We start from the raw sequence: 16,689 nt of genomic DNA, 5'->3' as shown, positions 1-16,689 counted from the left end.
CCGGCACGGCTCAGCCGTTCAACCAGTCCCCGGGCACGGCCTCGCGGAGCGCGTCGAGCGCCTCCGGAGTCCGTGCCCGGACCGCGATCCAGGCGTCACCGACCGCCTGGACGAGGACGTCCGGCCCCTCGTACCAGCGGCAGTCCCGGCCGAACCGGGGCAACTCCCCGAAGGTGACCGGGAGTTCGGCCTCCGATTCGAGGAAGTCGGTCAACTCGTCGTCCTCCAGCAGCTTCTCGCTCATCGCCATCACCGCCGCCGCCGTCGAGAAGCGCTCCTCCCAGGGCTCCCAGCGCTCCTGCGACTTGTCCGCGAGGTCCGGCCGGCCGACCGTCGGCGGGTCGTCCAGCGCCAGGTCGTCCAGCAGCACGCCCCAGTGCGCGCAGCCCTGGTTCTCCGCCCGGTACACCAACGCGCCGTCCAGCACGTGCAGTTCGTCCGGCGTCAGCAGCACGTCCTGGCAGCTGGTGAGGTCCGCCCGGCGGCCGAACAGCCGGTACGCCTCCCGCAGGGCCGGCGGCAGCCGCAGCCCGAGCCGCTGCTCCGCCGCGTCCAGCTCGGCGTCGGTGAAGCCGTCCCGCGGCCCCAGCGGCTCGCCCCAGTACGCGGCGAAGCCCCGGACCAGCGCCCAGGCGCCCGCGCGGTCGGCCAGGGCCGTGGCCATCGCGGCCCGCAGGTCGAAATCCGTGTCGTTCTCGTCGTTCTCGTCGTTCACCCGCGCACCGTACGACACCGCGCTGACAGGACGTAGCGGGGGCGGACCCGCTTGTACGGACAACCGGCCGAACATGACGCGAACGCGTAATCCCCCGGACACCGGTTGATCACCGAGGGGTTCCCACGCCGTCGTTCGGGCAAGAAACGGTTTCGCCCGGAACCGACACACGAAAGGCGGACGTGCCAGCAATGCCGACCGCACCACACCCCGTGCCCCTCCCGGGCCGTCGAAGCCGCTGGGGTGAGCACGGCCTCGCCTGGGCCTTCCTGCTGCCCTCCCTGGTGGTCTTCGTCCTGTTCATCGGCTACCCGCTGGGACGGACGATCTACCTGAGCGCGCACGCCAACGACCTCTTCGGCGCGCCCTCCCGCTACGTCGGGATCCAGCACTACGCCGACCTGCTGTCCTCCGCCGACTTCGGCCGGACGCTGGTCACCACCGCGCTGTTCACCCTGCTCACCGTGGTGCCCGGGGTGCTCGGCGCACTGGTGCTGGTACTGCTGCTGGAGAACCGGATCCGGGGCGTACGGCTGCTGCGCTCCGCCTTCGCGCTGCCCTTCGCCTTCTCGGTGGCCAGCGCCTCGGTGGTCTTCGCGGTGTTCTTCAACCCCGCCAGCGGGGTGCTCAACGGCCTGCTGTCGAACATCGGCCTCGGCCCGGTCGGCTGGCTGACGGACTCCCGGTACGCGCTGGTCTCGGTGGCCCTGACCACGGTCTGGATGAACCTCGGCTACAACGTGCTGGTGCTCTCGGCGGGCATCGGCTCGATCCCGGGCGAGGTGGTCGAGGCGGCCCGCATCGACGGCGCCTCCGGCCTGCGGCTGGCCCGTTCGATCACCGTCCCGATGCTCGGTCCGAACCTGTTCTTCCTGACCGTGGTCTCCACTGTCCACGCCCTGCAGAGTTTCGGCCAGATCCACATCCTCACCAAGGGCGGGCCGGACGGCTCCACCCGGACCCTGGTCTACTCGGTCTACGAGAAGGCCTTCGCCTACAACTCCAGCGACTTCGGTACGGCGAGCGCCCAGGCCGTGGTGCTGCTGGTGGTCGTCCTCGCCTGCACGGCCGTCCAGTTCGGCGTCCTGGAGCGGAAGGTGCACTACGCATGAGTTCGATCGCCAATGAGGTCGACGCGCCCCGCCGACGCGTCCGGACTGCCCTCGCCGGGCGCTCCCCGCGCGACCTGCTCGGCCGCGCCGCCGTCTACCTGCTGCTCCTCGTCGCCCTGGTCACCGTGGCCTTCCCGGTGTACTACGCGATCGCCGGCGCCTTCATGGGCCCCGGTGAACTCTCCTCCTACCCACCGGCGTTGGTGCCGCACTCGGTCACCGGGCGGAACTTCGCAGGGGCCGTGGACACCATCCCGCTGTTCCGGCAGTACGCCAACTCGGCGCTGGTGGCCACCGCCATCACCCTCGCCCAGCTGGTCACCTCGATCCTGGCCGCGTACGCCTTCGTCTTCCTGCCGCTGAAGGCGCGGGCCGTGGTGTTCGGGCTGTTCCTGGCCACGCTGATGGTGCCGTGGGAGGCCATCATCATCCCCAACTACCTGACGCTGTCGGACTGGGGGCTCGGCAACACCTACTTCGGCCTGGTCCTGCCGTTCCTCGCCTCCGGCTTCGGCACCTTCATGCTGCGCCAGGCCTTCCGGCAGCTGCCCGGCGAACTGCGCGACGCCGCCCGGATCGACGGGGCCGGCCACTGGCGCTTCCTGTGGCGGATCGTCGTCCCGCTGAACAAGCCGGCCCTGGCCGCGCTGTCGATCTACGTCTTCCTGTCGGCCTGGAACCAGTACTTCTGGCCGCTCATCATCACCCGCACCGCCGAGATGCAGACCCTGCAGATCGGCCTCACCTCGCTGCGCGACTCCGAGATGGCCGACCCCGGCCTGATCCTGGCCGGCGTGGTGCTCTCCCTGCTGCCCACCCTCGCCCTGGTGGTCTTCGGCCAGCGCTTCATCGTCCGCGGCCTGACCGCGGGCGCGGTCCGCTGACCCGTGGTACGGGCCCGACGGCCCCGTCGTACGCACCCGACTCCCAACCGGAAAGAAAGAGAACTCCCGTGAAGAAGAGTGCACGCGCGCTCGCGGCCCTGCTGGTGGCCGGCCTGTCCCTGACCGCCTGCAGCTCCAGTGGCTCCGGCTCCGGCTCGGGCGGCGGCTCCGACGCCGGCGCGCCCGGCGCCCAGGCGCTCGACCAGGCCTCCGGCGTCACCACCGTCGAGTTCTGGCACTCGATGACGGGCAAGAACGCGGATGTGCTGAACGGCCTGGTCAAGGACTTCAACGCGGCCCACCAGGGCAAGATCGAGGTCAAGGCGCAGTTCCAGGGCAAGTACGACGAGCTGGTCACCAAGTACAAGGCCGCGGTGCAGCAGAAGGGCACCCCCGCCCTGGTGCAGGTCTACGACATCGGCACCCGCTTCATGATCGACTCCAAGCAGACCGTCCCCGCCCAGGCCTTCGTGGACAAGGACGGCTACTCGCTGGACGACCTCGACCCCAACATCCGCAACTACTACTCGGCCAACGGCAAGCTGGTCTCGATGCCGTTCAACTCCTCGATGCCGCTGCTCTACCTGAACACCGACGCGTTCAAGGAGGCCGGCCTGGACCCGGCGCAGCCGCCGAAGGACCTCAACGAGCTGGCCGACATGGCCAAGAAGCTGACCAAGAAGGACGCCGACGGCAAGACCGTTCGCTACGGCTTCGGCGCCGCCATCTACGGCTGGTTCGTCGAGGAGCTGCTCGCCGAGTCCGGCACCATGTACTGCGACAACGACAACGGCCGCAGCAACAAGGCGGGCAAGGTCGTGTTCGACTCCGCCCAGGGCGCGCAGATCGTCCAGTGGTGGGCCGACCTGGTCAAGGGCGGCTACGCGGCCAACACCGGCCGGGTCACCGACGACGCCCAGGCCGCCTTCAAGTCCGGCACGGTGGCGATGCACCTGGAGTCCACCGGCGTGCTGCGCGGCTACACCGAGGCCGCCAAGTTCGGCGTCGGCACCGCGGCCTTCCCCAAGGTCACCGCCGCCGACCAGGGCGGCCCGGTGATCGGCGGCGCCTCGCTGTGGATCAGCGGCCCCGGCCACTCGGACGCCGAGAAGCGTGCCGCCTGGGAGTTCGAGAAGTTCATCACCGGCCCGGAGCAGCAGGCCGTCTGGCACACCGGCACCGGCTACTTCCCGGTCAACAAGAAGTCCCTGGACGACCCCAAGGACAAGGAGTGGGTGGGCAAGTACCCGCAGTTCCAGACGGCCATCGACCAGCTGAAGGCCACCAAGCCCACCCCGGCCACCGCCGGCTGCCTGCTCGGCGTGATGCCGCAGGCCCGCAAGGGCGTGGAGACCGCGATCGAGCAGACCATCGCGGGGAGCAAGACCGCCCAGCAGGCCCTGGCCGACGCGGCCAAGGAGCTGCAGCCCGCGATCGAGAGCTACAACAGCTCGGTCGGCTGACACCCCCCCCGCACCGAACGACGGCCCGCCCGGCGCACCCGCGCCCGGCGGGCCGTCGCCGTCCGTGCTACGCCGACAGCGCGGCACCGTCCTCGGGCAGCACACAGGCGGCCGCCAGCTCGTCCAGCGACAGGTCCAGCGCGAAGGCCAGCGCCGCGATGGTGAAGAAGGACGGCGTCGGCGCCCGACCCGTCTCGATCTTCCGCAGCGTCTCCGCCGAGACACCGGCCACCGCCGCCACCTCGACCATGCTGCGCTCACCACGCGCCTCGCGCAGCAGCGCCCCGAAGCGCTCCCCACGCTCGCGCTCCCACGGGGTCAGCGGAGTCCTCACCATGCGCCCGAGTGTAGTGCGGCGACGGAGCCCCGTACCCGGTGGACCGGTCGGGCCGCGGCAACGGAGCCTCGACCGTGATACAAATACCGGTATAAGAATTGGATCCAAGGGAGGTTCGCCATGGTCGAACTCAAGTCGGACACCGCTCTCGCCGCGATGCGCGAGGCCGGGCGGGTGGTCGCCAACGCACTGGCGGCCGTGCAGCGGGAGGCCGCGGCGGGCGTCAGCCTGCTGGAGCTGGACGAGGTGGCGCACGGCGTGCTGAAGGCCGCCGGGGCGACCTCGCCGTTCCTCGGCTACCGCCCGTCCTTCGCGCCCGTGCCGTTCCCCGGCGTGATCTGCGCCTCCGTCAACGACGCGGTGGTGCACGGCATCCCGGGCGCCTACCGGCTGCGCGACGGCGACCTGGTGAGCATCGACTGCGGCGCCGTCCTGGACGGCTGGTGCGGCGACTCCGCGGTCAGCTTCACCGTCGGCACCGCCCGCCCCGAGGACACCGCCCTGATCGCCGCCACCCGGCGGGCCCTGGAGGCCGGGATCGCCGCCGCCGTGGTCGGCAACCGGATCGGCGACATCGCCCACGCGATCGGCAAGGTCGGCCGGGCCGGGCGGCGCTACGGGATGATCGACGGCTTCGGCGGCCACGGCATCGGCCGCCGGATGCACGAGGACCCGCACGTGCCCAACGAGGGCCGCCCGGGCCGGGGCTACCCGCTGCGCCCGGGCCTGGTGCTGGCCATCGAGCCGATGCTGACCGCCGGCGGCCGCGACGACCACGACACCGACCCGGACGGCTGGACCCTGCGCACCACCGACGGCAGCCGCGCCGCCCACGTCGAGCACACCGTCGCCGTCACCGAGGACGGCCCGCGGATCCTCACCCTCCCGTAGGACGTGGGGTCGGCCCGTGGTGCACGGGTCAGGCGGGCCGGTGCCGTCCGGCCCGGACGGCCGCCGTCCGGGGGTGGTCGGCGGCGGCGATCAGGGCGGCCAGCCCGGTGGTGACCGGCACCGCGGCGACCAGGCCGATGCTGCCGACCAGGGTGCGGGCGATCTCCTCGGCCACCAGCTCGCTGGTGGCCACCGACACCACCGTCCGGTGCGCGATCGAGAACAGCAGGAGCAGCGGCAGCGCGGCCCCCGCGTAGGCGAGCACCAGGGTGTTGACGGTCGAGGCGATGTGGTCGCGGCCGATCCGCATGCCGGTCCGGTAGAGCCGGCGGGCGCCCATCGTCGGGTCGGCCTCGTGGAGCTCCCAGATCGCCGAGGTCTGGGTGACCGTGACGTCGAACAGCACGCCGAGCGAGCCGATCACGTACCCGGCCAGCAGCAGGCCGCGGATCTCGATCCCGGGGTAGAGGTCGTGGACCAGCCCGGTCTCCTCCGAGGTGTTCCCGGTCAGGTGCGCCCAGGAGGCGAAGACCAGGCTCAGCACCCCGATCAGCACCAGCGACACCAGCGTGCCCAGCACCGCCACCGAGGTGCGGGCGGAGAGCCCGTGGCACAGGTAGAGGGCGATCAGCATGATCGCGCTGGCGCCGACGATCGCCACCAGCAGCGGGTCCGAACCGCGCAGGATGGCGGGCAGGATGAACAGCGAGAGCACGGCGAAGCTGATCGCCAGGGCGACCAGCGCGGCCACTCCGCGCCAGCGTCCGACCACCACCACGGCGACGGCGAACAGCCCGGCCAGCACGCCCATCGGCAGGTTCCGGTCCACGTCGACCACGCTGTACCGGAGCTCCTCGGGGGCGCCCGGCGCGTAGGTGAGGACCACCCGCTCGCCCAGGGCGTACTGCCGGGGCTCGGACGGGTGGACGACCACGGTGAAGCTGCGGCCCCGGTCCGGGCCGTCGGTGACCTCGACGGTGTCCTGTCGACAGGTGCCCTGGTCACCGGGGTTGAGGTCGGCGCAGGGCAGTTCCTCGACCTTGGTGACCCGGCCGTGCTGGATCTGCTGGTCGAAACCGACACCGGTGTGCTGGTGGTTGGGGACGCCGCCCGGCCAGAGCACCGCCAGGCCGACCACGACCGCCGCCGCGAACGGGATCAGCACGGCCGCGATGACCTTGCGCAGATGGGCGGAGACCGGCGCGGCCGGGCCGTGGGCGTGGCTGTGCCCCACCGGAGCCCCGCCGCCCCCGTGGCCCTGCCCGTCCTCGGGTCCGTGCGAGTGCCCGTCCTCGGGTCCGTGCGAGTGCCCGTCCTCAGGTCCGTGCGAGTGCCCGCCTCCGGGCCCGTGCGAGTGCCCGTGCCCGTCGTCCGGCGTCCCTGTGTCCACCTCACGCCTCCTCAGTCCCTCTGCGCGGCACCCGAAATCATCGACGCCCGGTGCGCCGTCGCCCCGCAGGGCGCGAACCGTGGGCGCGCCGCGCCGCGTGCCATCCGGGTCGGCGACGCGACCGGGCGCGGAGTGCACCCCGGAGCCGGAGGATTGCCCCACCGGCGACCGTCCGGCTGCCCGCATGGGCCCAAGTCCACTGCCGCAGCAGACTCTTGGGCATGCCGAAACCCACCGCGATCACCGCCGTCACCGCCGCCACCCTGGCCGCCACCGTGCTCACCGTCCTGCCCGCCGTCGCCGCCGAACCGGACCACCGCGGCGCGGGGCGCCTCAACTGGTCCAGCTGCCAGGGGCAGAGCGACCCCCGCCAGCAGTGCGCCGAACTCGCCGTCCCCCTGGACTACAACGACCCGGACGGCCCGCAGATCACGCTCGCCGTCTCCCGGATCGCCACCGCGAAGCCCGGCCTGCGCCGCGGCGTGCTGCTCACCGTCCCCGGCGGGCCCGGCAACTCGGGACTGGGCCTCCCCACGAGCGCGGCCGCGCGCCTCCCGCAGTCCGTCCTCGACCGCTACGACTTGGTCGGCTTCGACCCGCGCGGCGTCGGCCGCTCCACCCCGGTCAGCTGCGACCTGGACAGGTCGGACCTGGCGATGGTCGATCTGCGGCCCTGGCCCGCCGCGGACGGCTCGATCGACGGGAACGTGGCCGTCGAACGCCGGATCGCCGACACCTGCGCCCGCAACGGCGGCCCGGTGCTGCGCAGCATCTCCACCGCCAACGAGGCCCGCGACATCGACCGGATCCGCCGGGCCCTCGGCGAGCGCCGGCTCTCCGTCTGGGCCACCTCCTACGGCACCTACGCGGGCGCCGTCTACACCACCGTGTTCCCCGGGCGCACCGACCGGATCGTGCTGGACAGCAACGACGACCCGGACCCGTCCCGGGTCGGCCGAGGCTGGCTGGCCGCCTTCGGCCAGGGCGCCGAGGACCGCTTCCCGGACTTCGCCAAGTGGGCGGCGGCGCCCGGCAATCCGGACCGGGTCGCGGACACCCCCGAGCAGGTCCGCCCGCTCTTCCTCGACCTGGCCGCCCGGCTGGACCGCTCGCCGCTGCCCTGGCCGGGCGCCGCCCCGGCCGAACTGAACGGCAACGTGCTGCGCGAGACCATGATGGAGAGCCTGTACGCGGACGCGAGGTTCCCCGACCTGGCCCGGCTGATGCTGGCCGGTCTCGGCCGGCGCCCGCTGCCGACCCCGGTGCTGCCGCCCGAGCAGGCGGTGCAGAACACCACCGCGGTCTCGGTCGGCACCCTCTGCAACGACGTCAGCTGGCCCACCGACCCGGCCGGCTACGCGAAGGTCGTCGCCGCCGACCGCGCGGCCCATCCGCTCACCGCGGGCATGCCGGTGAACGTGATGCCCTGCGCCTTCTGGCCGTTCAAGCCCGCCGAGCCGCCGGTCCGGGTGACCGACCGCGGCCCGGCGAACGTCCTGCTGGTCCAGAACCTGCGCGACCCGGCCACCCCGTACCGCGGCGCGCTCAAGCTGCGCGAGGCCTTCGGCGGGCGCGCCCGGATGGTCACCGTGGACTCCGGCGGCCACGACGCCTACCGGGCGAACGGGAACGCCTGCGGCGACGCGGCGGTGACGGACTTCCTGGTGACGGGCCGTCGGCCGGCCGAGGACGTGTTCTGCCCGGCGAGCTGAGGTTCGAGCGCTCGTGCGCGGGGGTGACCGGCCGTGGACGAACGGCCCGCGCCCCCGCGCACCCCGTCGTCGGGCCGTCTCGAATGAGTCGAACCTGTCGTGATTTTGTGACAATAGTTCGCCAACCCGCCCCCCACGGTGGGGATTCACGGCCGTAATGTTCGAACTATGTCACCGAAGAGCCGCATACCTCGCCCGGACCCGGGCGACACCTGGGTGCCGCGCCCGAGGCGCCGTGAGACCCCGCTCGGACTCCTGCGCCATGCGGCCACCTTCCTCGGCTCCAGCGTGCTGGGCGGTGTCCTGCTGGCGGGCCTGATCCTGCCGGCGGCGGGCGCGGTCGGACTGGGCGCGAAGAACGGCGCCGAGGGCTTCCAGAGCATCCCCGACGACTTCAAGACCCCGCCGCTGACCCAGGCGACGCAGATCTTCGACGCCAAGGGCGGCCTGATCGCCAAGGTCTACGAGCGCGACCGGACCGTCATCACGGCCGAGCAGATGTCGCCGCTGATCCGCAAGGCCCAGGTCGACATCGAGGACTCCCGGTTCTACGAGCACGGCGCGGTCGACCTCAAGGGCGTGCTGCGGGCGATCACCAAGAACGCGGAGAGCGGCGCCGCCGTCCAGGGCGCCTCCACCCTCACCCAGCAGTACGTGAAGAACGTCAACGTCGAGCTGGCCGGGGACGATCCGGTGGCGGTGCGCGAGGCGCAGCGCAAGACCCTCGGCCGCAAGATCCAGGAACTCCGGTACGCCATCAAGCTGGAGGAGGACCTGCCCAAGGAGCAGATCCTCACCAACTACCTGAACATCACCTTCTACGGCCACCAGGCGTACGGCATCGAGGCCGCGTCCCAGCGCTACTTCGGCAGGTCCGCCAAGGACCTCGACCTGCCCGAGGCGGCGATGCTCGCCGGACTGGTGCAGAACCCCTCCCAGTACGACCCGAAGCTGCACCCGGTGGCCGCCAAGAAGCGCCGGGACACCGTCATCGACAAGATGGTGGAGAACAAGCACATCACCGCCGACCAGGCCAAGGAGGCCAAGGCCACCCCGCTCGGCCTCAACTACCAGGAGCCGCAGAACGGTTGCATCACGGCCCAGGCCGGGATGGGCTTCTTCTGCGACTACGTGCGGCACGTGGTCAAGCAGGACCCGGCTTTCGGCAAGAGCGCCGGCGAGCGCAAGAAGCTGTGGGACACCGGCGGGTTGAACATCTACACCACCCTCGACCCGGACAAGCAGGCCGCCGCGCAGAACGCCGTCTCCACCAAGGTGTACGTCAGCGACCCGGTCTCGGCCGCGATGACCATGGTCGAGCCCGGCACCGGCAAGATCCTGGCGATGGCCCAGACCCGTCCGTACGGCCTGGCGAAGGAGAAGAACCAGACCGTCGTCAACTTCAACGTGGACGCGGCGATGGGCGGCGGCGTCGGCTTCCAGCCCGGCTCCAACTTCAAGCCGATCGTGGCCGCCGCCGCGCTGGAGGCCGGACTGCCGCCGACCCAGCAGTACGACGCGCCGAACCGGATGGACTGGCCGACGATGAAGACCTGCGACGGCACCTGGAAGAACCTGAGCAAGGGCAAGAAGGACGGGGTGATCCCCAACGAGAGCCCGAGCGAGAAGGGACCGTACGCGCTCAAGCAGGCGATGGCCCTCTCGGTGAACACCTACTTCGTGCAGATGGAGCAGGAGATCGGGCTCTGCGCCGTCAAGCAGATGGCCAACAAGCTGGGCGTGACCGCCAAGGCGAGCGGCGACCCGCTGCAGGAGGTGCCGGCCCTGGGCCTGGGCACCCAGGAGGTCAGCCCGCTGACCATGGCCGATGTGTACGCGACCTTCGCCGCCCGGGGCAGCTACTGCGCGCCGGTGGCGATCAGCCGGATCACCACGGTGGACGGCAAGGACGTCCCGGTCGCCCCGGTCCACTGCGACCAGGTGATGTCCGAGGACACCGCCGACGTGCTCAACAGCGTGCTGCTCGGGGTGACCGAGAAGGGCGGCACCGCCCGGGACCTCCAACTGGACGACGGCCGCCAGATCGCGGGCAAGACCGGTACCACCGACGAGAAGAAGTCGGCCTGGTTCACCGGCTACACCGGCAACCTGTCCGCCTCGGTCTGGCTGGGCAGCCCGGGCACCAAGATCCCGATGCGCAACATCCGGATCGGCGGCCAGTACCAGGCCGAGGTGTACGGGGCGACCGGCCCGGGGCCGATCTGGCAGCAGGCGATGAGCGACGCCGTCCGCGGCCTGCCGGACAAGGAGTTCACCACCGTCGTCATCCCGGACCCGGTCCGGCGCGACCCGGGCTGCGGCACTCCCACCGACCCGTCGGTCCCGGCCGGCTGCACCGGGGCGCCGAGCCCGGGCGCCACGGGCCGGCCGCGCGGCACCGGCCCGTCGACCGGCGGCCAGAACGGCGGCCAGAACGGCGGCCAGGCCGGGGGCCAGAACGGGGGCTCCACCGGGGGCCAGAACGGCGGCCAGGGCGTGACCGGCGGCCCGACCAGCGACCAGACCTGGGGCCAGACCGGTGGCGCGATCGGCGGCCTGATCCCCCGCTCGACCCCGTACACCCCGCCGGACGACGGCGGCGACCAGTAGCGGCCGGTAGCGGCCGGTAGGGACCAGCAGCGCCCGAGGCACCGACGACCGGCGGGCGCGCGGCTACCGCGCCTCGACCGGCTCCCCGCTGTCCTGGTCCAGGTTGAACACCCGCCGGTAGGAGTCGGTGACCACGGTGATCTGGGTCCGCCCGGTCCACCTGGCCTCCACCAGCCGGGCGTCCTCCGGGGCGCCGCCGACGTCCGCGAGCAGCCAGCGCCGGGCCGACCAGCCCTGGCCGCTCTCCAGCAGCACCTGCCAGTGCTCGCCGGCCTGCGGCCCCGAGTCGTACGAGCGGTGCACCACCACCAGGGCCCGCTGCGCCCCGGCCGGGGCGTCCTCCCGGCTGCGGGTCTCCGCCGCCGACACCTTGTGCGCGGCCAGCACGCCGATCAGGAACACCACCCCGGCGGTCACCGTGACCGCCCGGGTGGCGGTCCGCAGGGCGGTGCGGCGGTCGCCCAGCCAGGCGGCGGCGATCAGCGCGGCCAGCGCCGCGCCGAGCAGCAGCTCGGGCCGGTTCAGCAGGTCGGCGACCAGCATCCGCCCGCCCGAGCGGCTCTCCCACTGGCCCTCGGTGTACAGCAGGACGGCCGCCGCCCCGCAGGCCCCCAGCAGTCGGACCAGGGCGCGCCTGCTCCGTGGTGTCCGGCGCTCCCGTCGCCCGTCCATCGTCCCCCCGGTCATCGGTTCACAGCTCCTTCACAGCTCCGCGAGCAGTTTCCGGCCCTCCGGCCAGTCGCCCAGCCCGGAGTCCGAGTTGAGGTGTCCGTACGCGCCCGGCTCGACGTACCGGGCGCCCCACGCCCGGGCGAACGCGCGGGCCCGGTCCGGGGTCACCCACGGGTCGTCGGTGGAGGAGACCACCACGGTCGGGAACGGGAACCGCTCCAGCGCCACCGGCCGGAAGCCGGTCAGCTCCGGCACCTCGGCGGTGTCGACGTCGGCGGGGGCGACCAGCAGCGCGCCCCGGACGGCGGCGGTCCGCCCGGCGGGGGCGCCGGCCACCCAGCGGGCCGCCGTGACGCAGCCCAGGCTGTGCGCCACCAGCACCACCGGCCCTTCGGCGGCGGCCGCGGCCACCGCCGCGTCCACCCGGGCCACCCAGTCCTCCTGCTCGGGGTGGTCCCAGTCCGCCTGCCGGACCCGCTGGAAGGACTCCGGCTCGGCGGCCTCCCACCGGGTCTGCCAGTGCGCGGGGCCGGAGTTCTGGTACCCGGGGAGGACGAGGTAGGTGGTGCGGTCGGTCATGGGGCTCCTCCGGAGGCGTCGGGTGCCGGGCAGCAGGAGTCTAGGACCCGCCCGCGCGGGGGCCGCAGCCGGGCGCCGGACCCCCGCACCTTCCGACGGGACCGGCGCGCGCGGCTCGCGACCGGCGCGCGAGCTGTACCACGCGCCGTGGTGCGCCTGGTGCGCCCTGTTGCCAACGGCACGCCGGGTACGGGAGTTTGGACCGGGCCCGCGCCCGGCGGCCGAGGACGGCCACCGCCCGGGGCCGATAACGGTTCTGACGCTCGATCACATGGAGGGATGTCGGCGATGACATCGAAGATCCTGCTCGTCACCGGGGACGCCGCCGAGTCGCTGGAGGTGTTCTACCCCTACCAGCGGCTGCGCGAGGAGGGCTACCAGGTCGACATCGCGGCCCCGACCAAGAAGCGCCTGCAGTTCGTGGTGCACGACTTCGTGGACGGCTACGACACGTACACGGAGAAGCCCGGTTACACCTGGCCCGCCGACCTCGCCTTCGCCGACGTCGACCCGGCCGACTACGTCGCCCTGGTCATCCCCGGCGGCCGCGCCCCCGAGTACCTGCGCAACGACCCGGACGTGCAGCGGATCGCCCGGCACTTCTTCGCCGGGGACAAGCCGGTCGCCCAGATCTGCCACGGCCCGCTGATCACCGCCGCCGCCGGGGTGCTGGACGGCCGCCGCACCTCCGCGTACCCCGCGCTCGCCCCCGACGTCAAGGCGGCCGGCGCCGAGTTCGTCGACGCCGAGGCGGTGGTGGACGGCGTGGTCGTGTCGGCCCGCGCCTGGCCCGACCACCCGGCCTGGCTGCGCGCCTTCATCGAGGTCCTGCGCACCAAGGCCCCGGTGGCCTGACCGCCGCCCGGCCGTACCCCGAGAAAGCTCGGGGTACGGCCCCGGACCCCGCTCAGGGGTACCGGCCCTCCCGAGGCTGACGACCGCCGTCCGGCCGACTGCCATGGTGGCAACGACCATGTCAGCAACCATGCCAACCAGCATGGACGCAGCCGGAGTTGAAAACTCCGGTCGGCCGACCCAGGGAGCCCGGATGACCACCGAACCGACCGCCCCGCACCGAAGGCCGCGCCGCCCGGTGCTGCGCGCCGCCGTCACGCTCGCCGCCGCCGCCGGACTGCTCGCCACCCTCGCCCCGGCCGCCGTCGCCGGACCCGCCGACCGGGCACCGGCCGCCGGCTGCCACGGCGCCCTCCACCTCACCGCCGCCGACCGCCCCGACCGGGCGGACTCCGCCGCGGGCCGGAGCGACTGGGCGGCCGCCGACGCCGCCCTGGCCGGACTCACCGGCCCCGGCTACGGCACCTCCGCCCTCGGCGCCGTCCGGGAGGACGGCCGACTGCTCTGGCGCAACGCCACCGGCGTCGCCGACCTCGCCACCGGCCGGCCGGCCGACCCCGAGGGCCGGTTCCGGATCGGCAGCATCACCAAGACCTTCGTCGCCACCACCCTGCTCCAACTGGTCGACGAACGGCGGCTGGACCTCGACGACCGGCTGGAGTGCCTGCTGCCCGGCATCGTCCCGAACAGCGCCGCGATCACCGTCCGGCAGGTGATGAACCACACCAGCGGCGTCGCCGACTACACCCAGGACCCGGCCTTCGACGACACCGCCCAGGACTGGCAGGACGACGGCCGGTTCCAGCCGTACGCCCTCCGGGACCTCGTCGACATCGCGAACAAGTACCCGCCCGCCTTCCCACCCGGCCGGGACTGGCGCTACTCCAACACCAACTACGAACTGGTCGGGATGATCATCGAGAAGCTCACCGGCCACCCCTGGCAGGAGGAGGTCACCCGCCGGATCATCCGCCCGCTCCATCTCACCGGCACCTCGATGCCCGACCACTCGCCCTTCATCCCCGGCCCGCACGCCCACGGCTACCTCAAGACCGCCACCGGCCCGGTCGACGTCACCCTGCTCGACCCCTCGATGGCCGGTTCGGCCGGCGCCGGCATCTCCACCACCGCCGACCTCACCACCTTCATCGGCGCCCTGCTCGGCGGCCGGCTGCTACCCCCGGCCGAACTCGTCGAGATGCAGCGCACCACCGACATCGGCGGCGGCCGCGCCTACGGCCTCGGCCTCCAGCGCGTGGACACCCCGTGCGGCACCTTCTGGGGCCACGCCGGGGGCATCCCCGGCTACAGCACCGAGATGCTCGGCTCGGCCGACGGCAGGCGGCAGTTCGCCTCCGCCGTCACCGTCTACGACGTCTCCGACGGGGCCGGCGCCGAGGCCGCCGTGAACCGGCTGACCACCACCGCCCTGTGCGGCACCCGGGACCTCGGCCGCAGCACGCCCTGACCCGCCCCCTACGCTGACCGGCGGCAGTGCAGCCGCAGCCGCGCAACCACCAGGAGGACGAGCCATGGCAGAACCGCTGATCGCCGCCGTCGGGGGCAAGACGCCCGCCGTCGACCCGAGCGCCTTCGTCGCGCCCAACGCCGTCGTGATCGGGGACGTCACGGTCGGCGCCGGGGCGAGCGTCTGGTACGGCGCGGTGCTGCGCGGCGACGCCGAGTCGATCAGCGTCGGCGCGGGCAGCAACATCCAGGACAACTGCACCCTGCACGCCGACCCCGGCTTCCCGCTGGTGGTCGGCGAGCGGATCTCGGTCGGCCACAACGCGGTGCTGCACGGCTGCACCGTCGAGGACGACGTGCTGGTCGGGATGAGCGCCACGATCCTCAACGGCGCCCGGATCGGCGCCGGCTCGCTGGTCGCGGCGGGCGCGGTGGTGACCCAGGGCATGGACGTCCCGCCCGGCTCGCTGGTCGCGGGCGTCCCGGCCAAGGTCCGCCGTGAGCTGACCGAGGAGGAGCGGGCCGGCGTCCAGGCCAACGGCGAGGGCTACCGACTGCTCGCCGACGCCCACCGGGACATCCGGGCCGGCCAGGACAGCTGAACCGTCAGACCGCTGGACCGTTAGACCGTGGTCACGGGGGCGGCGGCCGCCGCCGGTTCGGTCGGCACCGTCGCCGGCCGCCGTCGGTCGGCCGCCCAGGCCAGCAGCGCGACCACCGCGCCGGCCAGGGCCAGTCCCGCGCCCACCAGGGTCGGCGAGGTCCAGCCGAGCCCGGCGCTCAGCGCCAGCCCGCCGAAGTACGCCCCCTGGGCGTTGGCCAGGTTGAAGGCGCCCTGCACGGTCGCCGAGGCCAGGGTGGGCGCGCTGCGCGCCTTCTGCAGCACCAGGGTCTGCACCGCCGGGACGATCGCGAAGCCGAACAGCCCGATCAGCACCACCGTGACGGCCGCCGACCAGCGGGCGTGCGCGGTCACCGCGAACAGCGCAAGCGTCGCGGCGAGCAGCAGGAAGGACACGCAGACGGTCGGGCGCAGCGCCCGGTCCGCGGCGAAGCCGCCGAGCACGTTGCCGATCGTCATCCCGACCCCGAACAGCGCCAGCACCCCGGTCACCGAGCCGGTCCCGTAGCCGGAGACCTCGGTGAGCAGCGGCGCGATGTAGCTGTAGCAGGCGAACATGCCGCCGCAGCCGACCACCACGGTGGCCAGCGCCAGCCAGAGCTGTCCGCTGCGGAAGACCCGCAGCTCGTGCCGGAGCCCGGACTGGGCGGGGGAGGGCAGGGCCGGCACCAGCCGGGCGATGGCGAGCGTCCCGGCGGCCCCGATCAGCACCACCACCAGCATGGTCGCCCGCCAGCCCAGGTGCTGGCCGAGCAGGGTGGCGGCCGGGACGCCGACGATGTTGGCGACGGTCAGCCCGGAGAACATCACCGCGACCGCCCGGGCCCGCCGGTCCGGCGTCACCAGCTCGGCGGCGGCCACCGCCCCGGCGCCGAAGAAGGCCCCGTGCGGCAGCCCGGTGACCAGCCGGGCGGCGGCCAGCGTCCAGAAGTCGGGCGCCACCGCGCACAGCAGGTTGCCGGTCGCGAACAGGGCGGCCAGCGCCACCAGCACCGCCTTGCGGGGCTTCCCGGCGGCCAGCGCGGTGAGCAGCGGCGCGCCGATCACCACCCCCAGCGCGTACGCGGAGATCAGCCAGCCCGCCTGCGGGATGGAGACGTGCAGACTGTCGGCGACCTGGGGGAGCAGCCCCATGGCGGCGAACTCGGTGGTGCCGATGGCGAAAGCGGTGACGGCCAGCGCGAACAGCGCGAGAGGCAAGGGGGTGACTCCGGGGTGATGCCCGCGACCGGACCGGCGCGCGGCGGGGTGATTCGTTCACCGGGCATCCTAATCCGGCCGGATGACGCCCTCGTGAGCCCCGTGTGACGAGCAGCCCCCGGTGACGGAAAAGCGCGGGTGTGGCGGAGGGTGCCGGAAGGGGTTCGCCCCGGCGGCCGT

Annotated in this window: 15 protein-coding genes; 9 read left to right on the top strand and 6 right to left on the bottom strand. The window is 73.1% G+C overall.

Annotated elements, in window-relative coordinates; genetic code table 11:
• Positions 1-10: 10 nt before the first annotated feature.
• Positions 11-715 carry an SMI1/KNR4 family protein gene (locus ABTZ03_RS09065; RefSeq protein WP_350512223.1) on the bottom strand — a complete coding sequence of 235 codons (705 nt, stop codon included), beginning with the start codon at positions 713-715 and terminating at the stop codon, positions 11-13.
• Between the two features lie 191 nt (positions 716-906).
• Between ABTZ03_RS09065 and ABTZ03_RS09060 the strand changes: the two genes are divergently transcribed.
• From ABTZ03_RS09060 to ABTZ03_RS09050, 3 genes are all read left to right on the top strand, one after another.
• Positions 907-1,827: a carbohydrate ABC transporter permease gene (locus tag ABTZ03_RS09060; RefSeq protein WP_350512222.1), complete on the top strand. Its 921-nt coding sequence runs from the start codon at positions 907-909 to the stop codon at positions 1,825-1,827.
• Positions 1,824-2,711, top strand: a complete 888-nt coding sequence (locus tag ABTZ03_RS09055) for a carbohydrate ABC transporter permease (RefSeq protein WP_350512221.1) — start codon at positions 1,824-1,826, stop codon at positions 2,709-2,711. The genes ABTZ03_RS09060 and ABTZ03_RS09055 overlap by 4 nt, the downstream gene beginning before the upstream one ends.
• A 68-nt stretch (positions 2,712-2,779) precedes the next feature.
• Positions 2,780-4,174: an ABC transporter substrate-binding protein gene (locus ABTZ03_RS09050; protein WP_350512220.1), complete on the top strand. Its 1,395-nt coding sequence runs from the start codon at positions 2,780-2,782 to the stop codon at positions 4,172-4,174.
• Between the two features lie 67 nt (positions 4,175-4,241).
• Here ABTZ03_RS09050 and ABTZ03_RS09045 read toward each other — a convergent pair whose 3' ends face one another.
• Positions 4,242-4,511, bottom strand: a complete 270-nt coding sequence (locus ABTZ03_RS09045) for a helix-turn-helix domain-containing protein (protein ID WP_350512219.1) — start codon at positions 4,509-4,511, stop codon at positions 4,242-4,244.
• 120 nt (positions 4,512-4,631) lie between these two features.
• Between ABTZ03_RS09045 and map the strand changes: the two genes are divergently transcribed.
• Positions 4,632-5,402: a type I methionyl aminopeptidase gene (map, locus tag ABTZ03_RS09040; RefSeq protein ID WP_350512218.1), complete on the top strand. Its 771-nt coding sequence runs from the start codon at positions 4,632-4,634 to the stop codon at positions 5,400-5,402.
• A gap of 28 nt (positions 5,403-5,430) precedes the next feature.
• Here the strand turns inward: map and ABTZ03_RS09035 are convergent, their stop codons facing one another.
• On the bottom strand, positions 5,431-6,792 hold the full coding sequence (locus tag ABTZ03_RS09035) for a YibE/F family protein (protein ID WP_350512217.1): 1,362 nt from the start codon (positions 6,790-6,792) through the stop codon (positions 5,431-5,433).
• Positions 6,793-7,013: 221 nt separating this feature from the next.
• Between ABTZ03_RS09035 and ABTZ03_RS09030 the strand changes: the two genes are divergently transcribed.
• Entirely contained in the window at positions 7,014-8,504 is a 1,491-nt protein-coding gene (locus tag ABTZ03_RS09030) for an alpha/beta hydrolase (RefSeq protein WP_350512216.1), read from the top strand.
• Positions 8,505-8,672: 168 nt separating this feature from the next.
• A complete protein-coding gene (locus ABTZ03_RS09025; protein ID WP_350512215.1) occupies positions 8,673-11,114 on the top strand; it encodes a transglycosylase domain-containing protein in 2,442 nt (813 codons plus the stop codon).
• Positions 11,115-11,177: 63 nt separating this feature from the next.
• Here ABTZ03_RS09025 and ABTZ03_RS09020 read toward each other — a convergent pair whose 3' ends face one another.
• Both ABTZ03_RS09020 and ABTZ03_RS09015 read right to left on the bottom strand, forming a co-directional pair.
• Positions 11,178-11,801: a hypothetical protein gene (locus ABTZ03_RS09020; protein ID WP_350512214.1), complete on the bottom strand. Its 624-nt coding sequence runs from the start codon at positions 11,799-11,801 to the stop codon at positions 11,178-11,180.
• A 15-nt stretch (positions 11,802-11,816) separates the two neighbouring features.
• Entirely contained in the window at positions 11,817-12,365 is a 549-nt protein-coding gene (locus tag ABTZ03_RS09015) for an RBBP9/YdeN family alpha/beta hydrolase (protein ID WP_350512213.1), read from the bottom strand.
• Positions 12,366-12,653: 288 nt separating this feature from the next.
• Between ABTZ03_RS09015 and ABTZ03_RS09010 the strand changes: the two genes are divergently transcribed.
• The 3 genes from ABTZ03_RS09010 (at position 12,654) to ABTZ03_RS09000 (ending at position 15,289) form a co-directional block, all read left to right on the top strand.
• Complete coding sequence (locus ABTZ03_RS09010; protein ID WP_350512212.1) at positions 12,654-13,220, top strand: DJ-1/PfpI family protein; 567 nt, start codon at positions 12,654-12,656, stop codon at positions 13,218-13,220.
• Positions 13,221-13,413: 193 nt separating this feature from the next.
• A complete protein-coding gene (locus ABTZ03_RS09005) occupies positions 13,414-14,688 on the top strand; it encodes a serine hydrolase domain-containing protein (protein WP_350512211.1) in 1,275 nt (424 codons plus the stop codon).
• 64 nt (positions 14,689-14,752) lie between these two features.
• Positions 14,753-15,289 carry a gamma carbonic anhydrase family protein gene (locus ABTZ03_RS09000; RefSeq protein ID WP_350512210.1) on the top strand — a complete coding sequence of 179 codons (537 nt, stop codon included), beginning with the start codon at positions 14,753-14,755 and terminating at the stop codon, positions 15,287-15,289.
• A gap of 20 nt (positions 15,290-15,309) precedes the next feature.
• Here ABTZ03_RS09000 and ABTZ03_RS08995 read toward each other — a convergent pair whose 3' ends face one another.
• The gene (locus ABTZ03_RS08995; protein ID WP_350512209.1) at positions 15,310-16,509 is read right to left on the bottom strand and encodes an MFS transporter; all 1,200 of its coding nucleotides are present in this window, start codon (positions 16,507-16,509) and stop codon (positions 15,310-15,312) included.
• Between the last annotated feature and the right edge of the window lie 180 nt (positions 16,510-16,689).

The sequence above is a fragment of the Kitasatospora sp. NPDC096077 genome, from assembly GCF_040303245.1.
Taxonomy (GTDB): Bacteria; Actinomycetota; Actinomycetes; order Streptomycetales; family Streptomycetaceae; genus Kitasatospora.
The sequence above is the reverse complement of the archived record's forward strand: the minus strand, read 5'-3'. Positions and strand labels throughout refer to the sequence as shown.

Bases quoted from the DNA above. Each gene is read 5' to 3' on its own strand.
- ABTZ03_RS09060 (WP_350512222.1), top strand. From the start codon at position 907: ATGCCGACCGCACCACACCCCGTGCCCCTCCCGGGCCGTCGAAGCCGC.
- ABTZ03_RS09055 (WP_350512221.1), top strand. From the start codon at position 1,824: ATGAGTTCGATCGCCAATGAGGTCGACGCGCCCCGCCGACGCGTCCGG.
- ABTZ03_RS09045 (WP_350512219.1), bottom strand. From the start codon at position 4,511: ATGGTGAGGACTCCGCTGACCCCGTGGGAGCGCGAGCGTGGGGAGCGC.
- map (WP_350512218.1), top strand. From the start codon at position 4,632: ATGGTCGAACTCAAGTCGGACACCGCTCTCGCCGCGATGCGCGAGGCC.
- ABTZ03_RS09030 (WP_350512216.1), top strand. From the start codon at position 7,014: ATGCCGAAACCCACCGCGATCACCGCCGTCACCGCCGCCACCCTGGCC.
- ABTZ03_RS09025 (WP_350512215.1), top strand. From the start codon at position 8,673: ATGTCACCGAAGAGCCGCATACCTCGCCCGGACCCGGGCGACACCTGG.
- ABTZ03_RS09020 (WP_350512214.1), bottom strand. From the start codon at position 11,801: ATGACCGGGGGGACGATGGACGGGCGACGGGAGCGCCGGACACCACGG.
- ABTZ03_RS09015 (WP_350512213.1), bottom strand. From the start codon at position 12,365: ATGACCGACCGCACCACCTACCTCGTCCTCCCCGGGTACCAGAACTCC.
- ABTZ03_RS09010 (WP_350512212.1), top strand. From the start codon at position 12,654: ATGACATCGAAGATCCTGCTCGTCACCGGGGACGCCGCCGAGTCGCTG.
- ABTZ03_RS09005 (WP_350512211.1), top strand. From the start codon at position 13,414: ATGACCACCGAACCGACCGCCCCGCACCGAAGGCCGCGCCGCCCGGTG.
- ABTZ03_RS09000 (WP_350512210.1), top strand. From the start codon at position 14,753: ATGGCAGAACCGCTGATCGCCGCCGTCGGGGGCAAGACGCCCGCCGTC.